The following is a 15,135-nucleotide window of genomic DNA, read 5'->3' as shown; positions in this document are numbered from 1 at the left end:
AAAAAGAAAGTTCCAAAACCCGAACGGCAAAAAGACAAACCTCATGTCTCCACTGCTCGATTGCTGAGTGAATCGAAATCTAAAAAAGATAAAAAAGCACCTTGAAAGGGCTGGTCGCTAATTCTAAATTATCGAGCTCATCATCCACCACAAGCACGCGAATGCCCTGCAAGGTCAACGTGTTGGTTGTGGATATTAACTGCTGCTTCAAGGTTTTTGACATCGGTAGGAGGGGAAGCTGCACTGTAAATGTTGCACCTTGTCCTTCTCCAGCGCTTTCTACCCAAACGGTACCGCCATGCAGTTTAACGATATGATGAACGATCGCCAGCCCCAGCCCCAGGCCTCCAAATGCCCTGGTAATACTACTATCCGCTTGCCGGAAGGTATCAAAAACATGCGGTAAAAATTCCGCACTGATTCCTTTTCCAGTATCTTTGACTTGAATCTGAGCATACGCCCCAATAGTGGTGAGCTGGACATCGATCTGACCACACTCTGGCGTAAACTTCACAGCATTAGATAGGAGATTCCATATCACCTGTTGTAGACGAGCTGCGTCCCCTGAAACAGGAGCTAGATTTGCTGCAATTTGAGTGCGAATTTGAAGTTCTTTTGCGTCGGCCGCTAAGCGAACAGTGCCAATAGCAGCATCAATAACAGAAGCAAGATTGACAGGGCAAGGCGTTAAAATGAGTTTGCCTTGCAAGATACGCGAAATATCCAGTAAATCTTCAATGAGCTGCACTTGTAATTTGGCATTACGCTCAATTGTTTCTAGAGCGATCGCCGTTCTTTTGGCATTCAAACCTCCCTGGAGCAGCAATCGTGACCATCCCAAAATAGGGTTCATAGGCGTGCGTAACTCGTGGGAAAGCACTGCCAAAAATTCATCTTTCATGCGGTTAGCCGCTTCGGCCTGAGATCGGGCGCGCTGTTCTGCTTCATAAAGTTGGGCTCGAACAATAGCCTGGGCGCACTGTTGCGCCAGAGATAGCATAAATGCGCGATCGTCTTCTGTAAGCTGAGGCAGTGTTGCAAACGAAATCGTCATGCCACCCACAGGTTGTCCTTCAATCACCAACGGTAGGGAAATCCAGGCCTGGTACGTTGCTAACGCATAGGCCCCCGCTAAGTGGGGATAACGAGTAATGCGTTCCTCTAAGGTTTCCTCCCACATCGGTTGTCCAGTTCGAATGGCATCCGTTAAAGGTGTGTTAACGGTGAGAGGAAAGCGTTGCCATTCTGGCGTAATATTCCCTTTTTCACCAAGGTAATGAATAATTTCAAGTTCATCTTTTTCTGGAGTAATAAGCGCTACTAAAACTGAGGCCGCACTCACGACAGCCCTGGTTTGTTGTGCAATTACCTCTGCAACCTGTACCGGAGTTAGTGACTCTGAAAGGGCAGCCGTTACCGCTTGTAACCGTGCCGTCCGTTCTGCCGTCCGTTCGGCTCGCTGCCGCGCCTGTTCGGCCTGTTGATAGAGACGGGCATTGGCGATCGCCATGGCAGCCCGATCCGCCAGGTCTTGAAATAAATTCAGGTCATCCTGCGTATGGGGGTCAGCCGGTGCATGGCGTGTGAGACTGAGCACACCAATCGTTTTGCCTTGCACTTTTAAGGGGACCAGTAAGGCGCTGCGCACCTGAAACCTCTCCAGGTAGCATTGATATTCAGGTTTGATAGCTGTAGCGAATTTTTCCTGAGTAGTTACGGGCATGAGTAAGGCCTCTCCCGTCTGCATCACTTGGCCCCCAATGCCCTCATCAATACGGCGGGGATAGCGTTCTAACAAGTCTCCAACAAAGCTTTTAACGTCTGGATCAGGATGATGAAACGAGACGTGTTCTAACGATTGATGATCGTCCCCAAGAAGATTGAGAACACAAACATCATGGGTTAATTCGCTGGTGAGACGTGTGACGGTATCTAAAATGGTTTGCAAGTCCAAACTTGCCGCCACGAATATTCGGGATACTTGAGCCAAAAACCGTTGAGTTTGCTCCATCCGCTTCCAATCGTCAATATCGGTGCAGGTGCCAAACCATTTCACGATCTCACCGCTCTCATCTAATAGGGGAAAGGCCCGTGTTAAGTGCCAGCGATAGACGCCATCGACGCGTCTGATCCGCTGTTCCGATTGAAAGATCTCCTTGTGAGTTAACGCTTTAATCCAAGCTTTTCCGAAGCCCTCATGATCGTCAGGATGGCGAAAACTACCGTTTGCATTTTGGCTTGCTTCCAGGGTCAAACCTGTGTATTGAAACCACCTTTGGTTGTAGTATTCCGTGAAGCCATTGGCTTGCGCCACCCAAACCATTTGAGGGATAGATTCTGCCAGAAACCGGAGACGTTTCTCACTGGCTTCTAGCTGGGCCCGTGCTGCTTGCTCTGCTTCATAAAGCTGTACCCGTTCGCTCACATCAACAGATACACCAATCACACGGACGGCTTGCCCTTGTTCGTCGAAGTAAACGCGCCCCTGGCTATTAAACCAACCGATCGTTAGGTCAGGACGGAGCAGACGCCACTCCTGGGAATATTGGCGTTCTCCAGCCTTCGCCTGCTCTAAAGCCTGAATCAGCTGTGGTTGATCCTCCGGATGAATCATGGCGAAGAAGTCTTCCGCCGTACCTACTTGGATTCCAAAAACATCCATAGCATTAGGAGAGCAAATGATCTGATGTGTTCGTAAATCCATGTCCCAGGCCACCATGGAAGCTGAAGACAGCGCAAGTTGTAGTCGTTCCTCCATCTGTCTCAAGTCCTTCTCAACTTGTTTCAGATGAGTGACATCCAAAATTGCTCCCAGATAACGCTCGGGTATCCCGTCTGCATCCCTTAAGATATAAGCGCGATCGATGACATGAGTATATTGCCCATCGATTCGCTGAAAGCGGTACTCTGCACTCCACCGTTCATCAGCTCTAATTAAAGCCGCTTCAAAACTGGCAAGAACTCGATCCCGATCCTCCGGATGTAAACGTTCAATCCACCAGTGCGAAGATGTGTTTTCTGAAGAGCGCTTACCAACCAGTTGGTCATATCTATGGTTCCACCATATAGAGCCCGTTCTTAGATGGCGGTCATAAACGGCATCATTGGTTGCTTGTAACACCAGGGATAGGCGTTCTTCCATGGTTCGCAGACTCAATTCGGCCTGTTTGCGAGCGGTTATATCATGAGAAATGCCAATGACTTGATGGGGTGTGCCTGTTCCCGTACGGGAGAAAACTAAATCTCGACTCCACAACCAGCGCCATTCTCCATTCGCATGGCGCATACGGTATTCTCGCTCAATCACTTCACCTTCCTGAGCGTGATTGAAGCGTTCCACATGAGCAGGTAGGGTCGCGAGGTCTTCTGGATGCATGAGCGTTGGGAACAGTAGGTGACCCATTGCTTGAACTTCATCGGATGTATATCCCAACACTTCTCCAATCTGACGGTTCACATAGACATTGTGCTGACCAAGCAGGTCATAGATATAGAGAATCCCAGGAGTTGCATCGGCGATTTGCTGAATAAAGCGCTGGCTTTCTTCAAGTTGTTGTTCGATCTGTTTGCGTTCACGAATATCCTGAAAAATGACGACACTGGTTGAAGCGTGATCGTGCATGGCAGGTAGGGTATCGGCATACACCAGGAGCGGAAACGTACCGACAGGGGTACGCCAATTGATTTCAGTCCCCACAATTTTCTCCCCCTGAGCTGCCCGCACAGCCGGGAGGTATTCTGGTGGAATAACTTGTCCTGTGGCATCTGTACAGTGGTAGTCGTCGTTGTACGTTGCCCCAACGTCTTTGGCGAGATCTACCCCTGCGATCGCATTAGCAGCCTGGTTAGAGAACGTCACCCGAAGTTGCTGTGGGTCAACCATAATTAATGGAGTCGGCAGCAAATTGAGTACAGATTCCAGCCATTGCCGTTCATTCGTTTGAACATCTGCCTGCTGCTGAAGTTTTTGTTCCAACTGCTTACGTTCGTCAATTTCGGTGCAGGTTCCAAACCAACGCGTAATCTGGCCCATCTCATCCTGATAGGGAAGTGCTTGCGCAAGGTACCATCGGTACGAGCCATCGGCCATCTTCAGGCGATATTCAATTTGATATCGAGTTCCAGTGGTAACCGCTTCTGTCCAACAGTCAACGGCTTGCTGTATATCCTCTGAATGAACCAGGGGTTGCCATCCCTCTGACAAAAGCTGCTCCAGGGTAATTCCAAAAGCATCCAGGCTTTGTTGGTTAAAATACTCGACTTCACCATTGGGCTGGCACGTCCAAACCATGTGGGGAATAGCATCTACCATCTGACGAAATCGCTGCTCTTGCGATCGCAACGCTTCAACCCTTTGCTGAAGTTTCACAATTTGGTCTTGTAACTGTCCATTCTGTTGGCGCAACGCAGTTATTTGTTCTTCAGGCAATGTTAAAGATAGGCTAGTCTTTGGCATGACTACCGTTGGCGCAGTGTGATCCACTCCATGGCCAAACCTTATTCCCTGATCTGCACAACCCTGCCCTTGGGCTTGACGTGCATACCGTTCAACCAACTCGGAACGGGAAACCCCCACTTCTCTCGCCTGCTCTTCAAGCAACTGCCAGGCAGTATTTGTCAGAGACAATTTGACGGCTTGTTTAGATTCTCCAGCCCATGCCTGAGCGAATTTGCCGGTTTTATCACGTTTCATAGAGGTACAGCCCGTATGCCCATATGGCTGCTCCCATTAAATCTGGCTGAGGCGGCACAATCAATCTGCCAGAAGATGGAGGCCCAACCAAGAATTTATACAAGTAATAACAAGCATTAGTTCGGACAGTTTTTCTGAAACCCTTGATCTTGCGTGCGCTTCACGCACACAAGATCAAGGGTTTCAGAAAAACTGTCCAGAGTATTGAACAAGTAAAGTTAAATGCTTGTGATAGAAAGTGGCGCGGCGCTTTACGCCGCGCCACTTTCTATCACAAGCATTTAACCCGACATGATATAAGAAGTTGGACGTCAGGCGTTTAGTCTGACGTCCAACTTCTTATTGCAAAGCACCTAACACTACTTAGCATAGACAGAATTATGCGATTACTTGTTCAACAGCATTCACCAATTGTTCCGGTTCAATGGGTTTAGCCAGATGACGTTGAAATCCAGCAGCTAAAGCCTGACGTTGATTGATATTTCCAGCATAGGCTGTGAGGGCAATTGCCGGAATCACTTTCCCTTGCTCTGACAGGAGCGCCCGGATTTGTCTCATTAGTGCGTAACCATCCATTTCTGGCATACCAACATCACTAATCAAGACATCCGGTGCTGACTTCATAAACTGTTGTAGTGCTTCAGTTGCCGATGCTGCCACCCTAACGGTTGCCCCTTGTTCCTCCAGGATGAAACGAATTAACTCTCGCATGTCCGCTTCGTCATCCACAATGAGAACACAGAGACCGCTCAAACTCCGGCTTTTCTGCGTTGGTAATATCTTAGAATCAAACGTTTGCAGCGATACCTTCAAGGGCAATTGAACCGTTAATGTTGCACCCATTCCGCTACCCGGACTTTCTGCTTTTACGGTGCCGCCATGCAGTTCTACCAGATGACGGACGATCGCCAGCCCCAACCCCAATCCTCCAAACCTACGGGTCATACTGCTATCAGCCTGCCGAAAATACTCGAAAACGTATGGTAGAAAATCAGGACTAATCCCTTGACCTGTATCTCTTATCTGGATTTGAGCGTAATCTCCTAGCCGCTCTAGTCGAACCTCAACTCGACCACCAGATGGGGTAAACTTCACAGCATTAGAGAGCAAATTCCATACAACCTGCTGTAAACGATTCGCATCTCCATTAACTTGCCCAACGCCTACATCCAGGTGTGTCTCAATTTGAATTCCTTTTGTTTCCGCTGATAACCGCACCGTTTCAAGGGCTGCTTCAACGGTTTTGGTCACGTCAACCGAACTGACGTTCAGGCTGAGCTTCCCTTGCAGGATACGTGAGACATCCAGCAAATCTTCAATCAGTTGAACCTGGAGTTTTGTGTTGCGCTCAATGATATCGAGGGCGCGGTCTGTTGCAGCCGCGTCAAATTGCCGCGTTCGGAGCAGTTTTGTCCAACCCAGAATGGGATTGAGTGGAGTTCTTAATTCATGGGACAAAACTGCAAGAAATTCGTCCTTCACTCGGTTGGCGGCTTCCGCTTGTTCCCGCGCTGCCTGTTCCCGCTGCAAGAGCTGTTCTCGTTCGGCTTCAGCTTGCTTGCGATCGCTTAAATCCAAGATAAAAGCAACCGCTTCTTCTCGCTCTGTCAGTGTCAGGCCAAAACCAACGAATACTGGAACCCGGCTTCCATCTTTGCGAATGTATTCCTTCTCATAGGGAGTACAGGCTCCCCGCTGGCGTGCTTCTACAATGGCTGCTTCGTCTAATGACAAGTACTCGGGCGGAGTAATATCAATCCATCGCAAGGTTCCGGATCGCAAGTCCTCGCGGCTATATCCCACAATTCTTAGAAACTCATCATTAGCCTCTTGAATACCGCCCTCTAAGTCACCAAACAAAATACCAATGACATTAGCGGTCACAAAGCTACGCAACCGCTCTTCACTTAATCGTAAAGCCGCTTCCGTCCGCTTGCGAGCCGTAATATCAGACACAACAGACACACAGCTAATACCAGCTTGAGCCTCATCGACGGGTGCCGTCCATAGCTCTACGTCGAATCGGGTATTATCCTTCTTCTGGCGTTGTAATTCAACTCTCGCTAAGCCTTGTCCTTGTAGCGTGATCGATAAATTATTTAGAAACTCATCCCGTTTATCAATAGGTATGGCAGGTAAAAATTGTCCTAAAACTTCTTGTTGACTCCAGCCAAAAATACGCTCCGCAGCAGGATTCCAGATTCGTACCGTACCATCTGCCCGTAAGCCCATAATGGCTAACGGACACGCTTGAATAACCGCCTGTAGAGTTTGATTACTCTTAGCTAGAGCGGCTTCTGCCTGCTTACGAGCCGTGATGTCAAAAAGAACCCCGATTGACCGAATCGCCTGTCCTGTTTGATCGTAAGTAAAATTTCCCAATCCCATAAACCAGGCAATTTGTCCATCATTTGCCCGAATTACTCGGTATTCAGATTCATAGAGTGTATGATCTTGCCGTGCCTGCTCCCAGGTATGAATAACTCGCTCTAAATCATCAGGGTGAAGCCGACTAACCCACATTTGCTCACTGGCTTCTCCAGTAGCAACAGGTTCATAGCCCATCATGGTGAAATGTTGCTCTGACCAAATGGCTTTTCCGGTCTTCAGATCGACATCCCAGGTTCCCATCTGGGCGCCTTCCGTAGCCAATCTCAGCCTCTCCTCACTTTGGCGCAGGGATATCTCTACTCGTTTATACTCGGTTACATCTCTAGAAACACCGATGACTGTTTTGACTTGTCCTCCTTCCATTAATTCAGGGGTAAATCGGGATTGGTAGAACCGTAGCTCTCCATCCGGATTAGGAAATTCATATTCCAGTAAATAGCTTTGCCCCGTCTCGAAGACCTGTTGTAACGTGGCGTACCAGGATTGCGATCGCGCATCCGTAAACCCCAGTTCAATACCAGTTTTACCAATAAAATATTCGGGCGGCACCCCCAACGCTCGCTCAATACTGGGATTAATGTAGAGATGGCGCAGATCACGATCATATCGAGCAACAATATCCGGGGTACTTTCCACTAAAGTACGAAATTCTTGTTCTCGTTGCCGTAATTCAGCTTCGGCACGTTTGCGATCGCTCACATCTACCGAGAGCCCAAGCATCCGCACGCCCCGTCCTGTCTCATTCAGAAAAACTCGCCCCTGACTATTCAGCCAGTGAATCATGCCATCTGGCCCAGTAATCCGATATTCCTCGGAGTAGGTAGTTTCGCCAGCGATCGCCCGTTCTGCGGCCTGTATCACCTGTTGGCGATCATCCGGATGAATCACCGCAATAAAGTCTTCCACTGTGCCCTCTTGAATGCCCCAAACCTCTAGTGCATTGGCTGAGCAAACCACTCGACTGGCCATTAAATCCATATCCCAGGCAACCACTTGGGCCGAGGTGAGAATGAGTTGCAAGCGTTCTTCCGCCTGCTGCCGAGCGATACGTTCCTGACTAAGTTGCTGGGTCAATTGCTCGATTTGTTGCTGGCACTGGCAATGAGACGCTTCTAGTTCTAGGAGGCGTTGACGGAGTGTGTTTACCTCCTCAATAGACCAATTCACTGGAGCGCTGGAGTCATTCATGCAACGGAGAGTTTCAAACTGTTAGGACTGGATGCGCATACGGTTATAACAATTAGGACATCAAATTCAATAGACCAATTCTGATATCGCTTTGACTAAGGCCTCCGGGTCAACGGGTTTGGCAAGATGCTTTTGAAATCCAGTTGCAAGGGCTTGTTGCTCATTTATCTCTCCTGCATAAGCCGTCAAAGCGATCGCCGGAATTTGCCCGCCTTCTTCAGGGGAGAGTTCTCGAATTTGCTGTATCAATGTATAGCCGTCAATCTGTGGCATGGCAATATCAGCAACAATCAGTTGAGGTTTTGATTGCTGCAACCGAATAAGAGCTTCGGTTGCACGGGATGCAGGAATCACCGTTGCACCAGCCTGTTCTAAAACGAACTGAACCAGATCAAGATTATCGGCATCATCATCAACGGCCAGAACATTAATGCCTTGCAAATCAGAGGAATCGATCATGGCTAGTACTCTCTGCGAGTGATTCTGTGCATTCAGTTTCTTAGGTTGCGATTAGCTCAGAAGGGCTCTATTGTTGCTTCTCGAACGCTTACTTTTAATACTGGAGGGTAGCGATCGTTTTCTACTGCTTCCCGATCAGCTTCTTACAATTGGCACGAGCTTTACCTTGGTCGCTGTCCAGGGTTCTATTAGGCTCCACATCCTAACTAGAAGAATTATTACTACTCAGAAAACCGCGTTCCAGCACATAAACATTTGTTCCTGATGCAAAACTTCCCGGTTGTCATGGAATTATAGACAGTACTCTCAAAGAGCTCAACGCAAGAAACAATGCATTTTTGTGCTTTCCCCTCTAAAGATTGCCCTACTATATAGCTGGAAGTAGGATCTGCAGGTCTTTTCGCCTTTATCCAACTGTTAATATGCGTCTCTATAACAACACGTTTCATAAAGATTAAGCCGTATATATACACGGTCCTCTCTATTCAACCGGAGTTGTTCGTAAATAGAAATCTGCCTTAAGAAGGAAGACAGTCAGAATCAACACTGTAGCCATCCCAAATAGAGTACAAAACAAATCTCAGAAGAGAAAGAAACGATGCTCTATTCGAAATGACTATAGCTTCAAATTCTGATCATAAGATGGAGAGTTAACTCTAACACAGGAGGAAGAGAGGAGTTCGAGCTAAACGCGAGTAGTTTGTAAGAATGCATTTGCAGGCGTCAATCTTTATAACGCGGTAAGCCATATTTACCAAAATCGGAAATGGAATCTGATGGCGACTTCATGTTACGGCAGCAGGATTATGGAACTCCCACCTCGTTGTGACTCAGCAGAATGGGCTTGAAAAGCCATCCTAATCCAATCAGTTCTTATTTCCTGACAACTCTACTATCAATTTCTAAGCTCAATAGCGTAGATCATCAGTAATATCAACATTACACGAAATTGAGATATCCCCCTTTCCAACCTAGTACGCTGCGGCGGAAATCCATCACCTATGTTTTTGTGTAGGGTGCTTCGCACCCTACACAAAAACATAGTTTGCGAACTTAGGCCGCAGCTTACTAGTGAGGTACGAGGGAGGGATGTGGGACTTAGTTCCACATCCCTCCCTCGTACCTCACTAGGTTGGAAGATGCTGTAAGTAAAAACTATATTAGAACCGCCACATTACGATTTTTGAGTATTTCCTCTAGGTTAAATAACAGCTTAATAATGTATTTTCAACCCAATCCAAGACAATAGAAAGCTTGTTTATTAACAACGGTAATTAGTGATCGCAGCAAAAGCCAATTAAAATAAATTAGGTATTTTCATTGATTATTAATCTTTTTGATGCCGATACTTTATGTATATAGGAAAGACAGATTTTCAAGCAGCAACCTTACTTTCAATCGAACAAGTCAGAAGCTGCTTATCCGTCCTACTTCATCAGCAATATCTAGGCTTTCTATCTAGGTATTGCCTCATCCAACTCTATTTTCTGTCGAGGAGAAACATAATGTTAGTACGTCGTTTTGCTGTTGCATCTACGTTGATTGCTGTTGGAGCAGTATTTGCTACTCCCGCTATGGCTGACACCATTAACCTCAGTGGATCTGTCGCAAGTATCTCGACTGTGACCTCTACAGCCACTTCCAATGCATCCAACCTAAACCTATATGGTGCAGGTACTGCTGGAACCGATACAGTAGTACAGGTAGCAGATTTAGCACTGACAACCAACAATAAACAAGGTATCACCGTAACAGCTACTGCTAATGGTCCCTTGACGAGCGGAGTCAATGGTGACAGCATGCCTTACCAAGTTCTGATTGTCGGAGATGCAGCAGCTCAGCCAACAGCTACCAGCTTTACGTCAACTACAGCCAGTGCTTCTGTGCCGGTTGGAGTGGGTGGTTTTGTAAATGGAGCGGCAGATCGTGACCTCTACATCGAGTACGATGCCCCCCAATTACTTGACCCCGGCTCCTACACCAGCAGCATTACCGTCACGATCGCTGACAATTAATTTCACTTGGTATCTGACGACAATTACTTCTTGCCTTCGTGTCAACTATACATAGAACTGCTAGATCCCACCACAAGGGTTCAAACGTTCATTCCAGGTTGTCGTTTTGTCCAAAAGTAATTGTCGTCTGATAACTCACCAGAGGCTTCATCAGAAGCCTCTGGATCAATGGTTGAACATACTTTTTAGTGCTTTGTGAAACGACGGTAATATTGGCGGATAACTATAGATGCAACTTCTGCTAATGATAGTGCCTTGATTGCCAGGAGCTTTTTAGAAGCCTTTAACCTTTGTCCAATCCATCTTCCTACCTGTCAGAGATTCTATCTATGCATCATGGAGTAACGCACCATGCGCTACAAACTTCCCTTTCTCTGCATTTGCCTGGGAATTGTAGCAAGTATCGCTTTCCCGGCAAGCGGAGTACCTACTCTATCAACCACTTCTACAACAGTCAGTACGTCCCTGGATCTTGACGGTGAAGGTAACGCCAGCACCCACATTGTCAAAGTGGCAGACATTACAATCGCCACCCATAACAGCCGTGGATTTACCCTAACACTCACATCCGCCAGCCTCACCAAATCTGACGGTAATGACATTGATTTACAAATAACTACGGTAAGCAATGACGCAGGTGTCCCATCCAATGGCGACTTCACCGTTCCTTCTGGTCACACGTACACTTATGTGACTGAGACAGATGGCTCTGAAAACCGCGACGTTTATATACGCTATACCCCTGATCATCTACAGGATCCTGGTACCTACAGCGCCTCAATCAGGATTTCTGTTGTTGATAACTAGCTTTTCAGAACGAGCAGCCATCAACCATTTGCTCTTGTAGCAATTCAAACTGTTTCCCGGATGTTGCATTCCTGCTACATCCTATAGCTTTTACCTGCTCATCTCACAATCAGTTCTATGAAACGCTCTCTCCATCTGGTGCTAACCAGTATCTTTTTTCTTGTCTTGACACGGGCAAACCCTGCATTGGCTTTTCAATTTCGGCCCATGTCCCAAGTCTTTGCTCCTATGGGAGCGAATGCTACACACACCTATGAAGTTGTAAATGACGAAAGTGAGCGCATTGCGATAGAAGTCAGCGTTGTTGAACGCCAGATGAATTTGGATGGAGAGGAAACCTATCAGCCTGCCGAGGATAACTTTTTGATTTATCCTACGCAAATGATTTTGGAACCAGGAGCTGTTCAAGTAGTACGAGTCAGCTGGTTAGGAGAGCCTAACCCTGCTCAGGAGCTACCATTTCGGCTAGTGGCAGAACAACTGCCAATCAACTTGATTGATCCCAATCAATCCCCACCTCCACAGGCTGAAGGGCAGATACAAGTCTTGTTGCGCTACCTTGGCTCTTTGTTTGTCCGTCCAGATGGAGCGCAAGCTACCCTGAACATTGAATCTGTAGCACCCCTAACCAATGCACAGGGCCAATCTTCCATCGCAGTTACCTTTGCAAACACGGGCAGCGCTAGTGCTCGTCTGCAAGATTTAAGCCTTACCCTGATCTCGCAGGGTCAATCTGTAACTCTCGCTCCAGATCAGCTAGAAGGTATTACGGATACAACTGTTTTAGCGGGGCATAGCCGACGCTACACCCTGGCTTGGCCTACAACTTTGCCCCAAGGTTCACTCACTGCTACCTTTAACTACCGGCAGCAGGATTAATCGTTATGTTGGCTGCCATGGCCCTCCTGGGCCAGCCCATAGTACCACTTGCCTCGCCCCTAAAGCCAGTGACAGCTGAGGTTAAGGTGGTACAAAAGGTTATCATTCCACCACCTATTTTCTTTCCTGCTCCCTCACTTCATCCAGGAGCATCAACACAATTGTCTGTTGTTCCCTCCATAGGCTCTATTGATAAGGAAACCTCCGCAGACCGGAAATTCGCCATAAACTTCCTAGCATCAGGGTCAGAAAACCGCGTACAAGGTTCTCAAACAGTCACCACTCTACAATCGCCCCCTTCCCTTCCATCTACTGAAACAACAGCACTGCCCCTACCAAGCAACACAACACCTTTACCCGCCGTAGTTCCCACAAACTCGCCGTCCACCCACGACATTTTTGAGCAGGTGTTTGGGGGGAACCAAAATCTGAGCTCTCATCAGGTCGTTGTTCCTCTGGTACTGGATGGACAGACAGTAGGACAGGTTTTAGTGAGCGTGCCTGGGGGTAACCAGAGCGAGGTGCTGATCGCTGCTGACCAATTTCTATCCGCTGTCCGAAAGGCCATGCGAGCAGATGTGATGGAACAACTGGCAGCCGTAATTCGGCCCGATGGCACACTCGATCTACAACATGTTCGTCAAGTAGGTATCGCTATTAACTTTGATAGCAGCCGATTAGAACTACAAGCAGAAATTCCACCTGCATTACGAGCAACAACAGTTCTATCCGTTGATGGGGTTGAAGTTCCGCCTGCATTAGAGCAAGCACTGCAACCTAGCCGAGTGAGCGGCTATCTCAACTTTCAAGGTAGCCAAGAAGTGGTTTGGTCAGGAGATGCGGCCGATACAGGCAGACAGCCTCTACTGCTTAATTTTGAGGGTGCGCTCAATCTAAATAGGTGGGTGTTGGAAGGTAACTTTAGCTTTACGGAAGAAGACTCACCGGCTTGGCAACGTGGTCCCCTACGGCTGGTACACGACGATATCAATTCCTCCATCCGCTATCAACTGGGGGACTTTGTCGTGCCAGTGCGAGGGTATCAGACTAGTATTCCGGTATTGGGTTTTTCCATGGTTCGCAACTTTGCCCTCCAGCCTTACCAGGTAACTCGTCCTATTAGCCGCTTCGAGTTTTTTTTAGAACGACCTTCCAGCGTTGAGGTGTTTCTTAACGGCCAATTGCTGCAAACCTTGCGTTTGGAGGCTGGGTCACAGGACGTTCGTAACCTTCCCCTCAACGCTGGCATCAATGGAGTACAGTTAGTCATCACTGACGACCTAGGCCGAGTCGAACGTTTGGACTTTGCCACGGGGGTTTCAGGAGATTTATTAGCCCCAGGAGTGCAGCAGTTTGCTTACAGCTTAGGCATTCCTGCCCGAGGCGACAGCCCTAGCGTAGCTCCTGATGAATATGATTGGAACCTGCCTACCCTGACACTTTCCCACCGGGTAGGTGTAACCGATACCCTAACTTTGGGTGGATACCTTCAGGGGGACATTACTACTCAAATGGCAGGCCTTGAAGGCACCTGGGCCACGACCATAGGCAACTTTAGCTGGGATGCAGCCCTTAGCTTGGATCAAGACTATGGTCTAGATGTGGCTGCCCGTTTCTACTATGACTGGTTATTTCAAGGAGCCTCCAGCAACAACCGCAGTTTACGTTTGTCGGCTGAATACAGAGGGCCAAACTTTATGACTATTGAGGATGAGGAACCTAACAATACCACTGGACTTGATCTCTCCCTAGCTTATAGTCAAACCATTTTTGATAACACACACCTGACCATCAGTGGTCGCTATCAATTTACACGCGATCAGCCTAGCGATGCTTATTCCATCGCCTTGGGCATTTCTCAGCCATTGGGCTCAGGAATGATGCTGAATACTTCTGCGAGTTATGGACAAAATGCTCAGGGAGAAACTGAATCCCGCATGTTTGTGGGGCTGTCCATGTCCTTAACCCAACAGCGCCAATCTATCAATACCTCCACCACGTTAGACAATGAGGGGGTTATCAATCGGTTGAATTGGTCTTACGATCCGCGTACCACGTTTGGAGGCTTAGGTACAGCGTTTACGGCTACTGCTGCTGCTAGCGATATCAATCTTTTAAGCCAAATACGCTACCGGGGTTATCGTGCTGATCTCACCCTCAATCATGAAATCGACATTCCCTATGAAGCTTCTGCGCTAACGACCCAGGCTACCCGCTTAACCTGGGGCACGGCTCTGGTGTTTGCCGATGGAGTATGGGGATGGTCTCGCCCAGTCGATAACAGCTTTGCTATTTTTGCCCGCCAAGGCACTGCCCAAAATGAAGTGGTAGAGATTAATCCCAGCCTGAACGGTCCCCTGGCACAGGCTGATGCCTTAGGGCCGGCTGTTGTTCCTATCTCGCCTTATGCCCTTACAAGCCTATCGGTAAATGCACCTAGCCTTCCTGCGGGTAGCGATCTGGGGCCTAACAGCTATACGCTGTTCCCCTCCTACCGCAGCGGTACTCTCATTCGTGTAGGTTCAGAAGCTGTCAGGTGACAATGCTCTTGTCAGGAGACGACAGTGCAGTAGGCGGATTTGACGGCCACCTGTGAGATCGCCAATTGACACTTAGGTATCAGACAAAATCAACGACAAAAAAAGACATTGTTCAAAAGTCCCGCATGCGAAGTGGAGACCCGAACAATGTCTGGCAAAACAA

General features: G+C 48.0%; 7 protein-coding genes. 4 read left to right on the top strand and 3 right to left on the bottom strand.

Features of this window, described 5'->3' with window-relative positions; translation table 11 throughout:
- Nucleotides 1-79: 79 nt before the first annotated feature.
- The 3 genes from H6F91_RS01220 to H6F91_RS01210 form a co-directional block, all read right to left on the bottom strand.
- On the bottom strand, nt 80-4,693 hold the full coding sequence (locus H6F91_RS01220; protein ID WP_190769833.1) for a PAS domain-containing protein: 4,614 nt from the start codon (nt 4,691-4,693) through the stop codon (nt 80-82).
- Between the two features lie 378 nt (nt 4,694-5,071).
- Nucleotides 5,072-8,272, bottom strand: coding sequence for a PAS domain S-box protein (locus H6F91_RS01215; protein ID WP_190789189.1), 3,201 nt, complete (start codon nt 8,270-8,272; stop codon nt 5,072-5,074).
- Nucleotides 8,273-8,338: 66 nt separating this feature from the next.
- Nucleotides 8,339-8,731 (bottom strand): response regulator, encoded by a 393-nt coding sequence (locus tag H6F91_RS01210; RefSeq protein ID WP_190769835.1) that lies wholly within the window; start codon nt 8,729-8,731, stop codon nt 8,339-8,341.
- Between the two features lie 1,505 nt (nt 8,732-10,236).
- Between H6F91_RS01210 and H6F91_RS01205 the strand changes: the two genes are divergently transcribed.
- The 4 genes from H6F91_RS01205 to H6F91_RS01190 all read left to right on the top strand — a co-directional run bounded on the left by H6F91_RS01205 (nt 10,237) and on the right by H6F91_RS01190 (nt 14,972).
- Entirely contained in the window at nt 10,237-10,746 is a 510-nt protein-coding gene (locus H6F91_RS01205) for a hypothetical protein (RefSeq protein ID WP_190769836.1), read from the top strand.
- A gap of 351 nt (nt 10,747-11,097) precedes the next feature.
- Nucleotides 11,098-11,553 carry a hypothetical protein gene (locus H6F91_RS01200; protein WP_190769837.1) on the top strand — a complete coding sequence of 152 codons (456 nt, stop codon included), beginning with the start codon at nt 11,098-11,100 and terminating at the stop codon, nt 11,551-11,553.
- 117 nt (nt 11,554-11,670) lie between these two features.
- Nucleotides 11,671-12,432, top strand: coding sequence for a fimbria/pilus periplasmic chaperone (locus H6F91_RS01195; protein WP_190769838.1), 762 nt, complete (start codon nt 11,671-11,673; stop codon nt 12,430-12,432).
- Nucleotides 12,433-12,437: 5 nt separating this feature from the next.
- The gene (locus tag H6F91_RS01190; protein WP_190769839.1) at nt 12,438-14,972 is read left to right on the top strand and encodes a fimbria/pilus outer membrane usher protein; all 2,535 of its coding nucleotides are present in this window, start codon (nt 12,438-12,440) and stop codon (nt 14,970-14,972) included.
- Nucleotides 14,973-15,135: the final 163 nt, after the last annotated feature.

It is taken from the genome of Leptolyngbya sp. FACHB-8 (assembly GCF_014695575.1).
Taxonomy (GTDB): Bacteria; Cyanobacteriota; Cyanobacteriia; order Elainellales; family Elainellaceae; genus Vacuolonema.
This window is presented reverse-complemented; position numbering and strand designations above follow the sequence as displayed.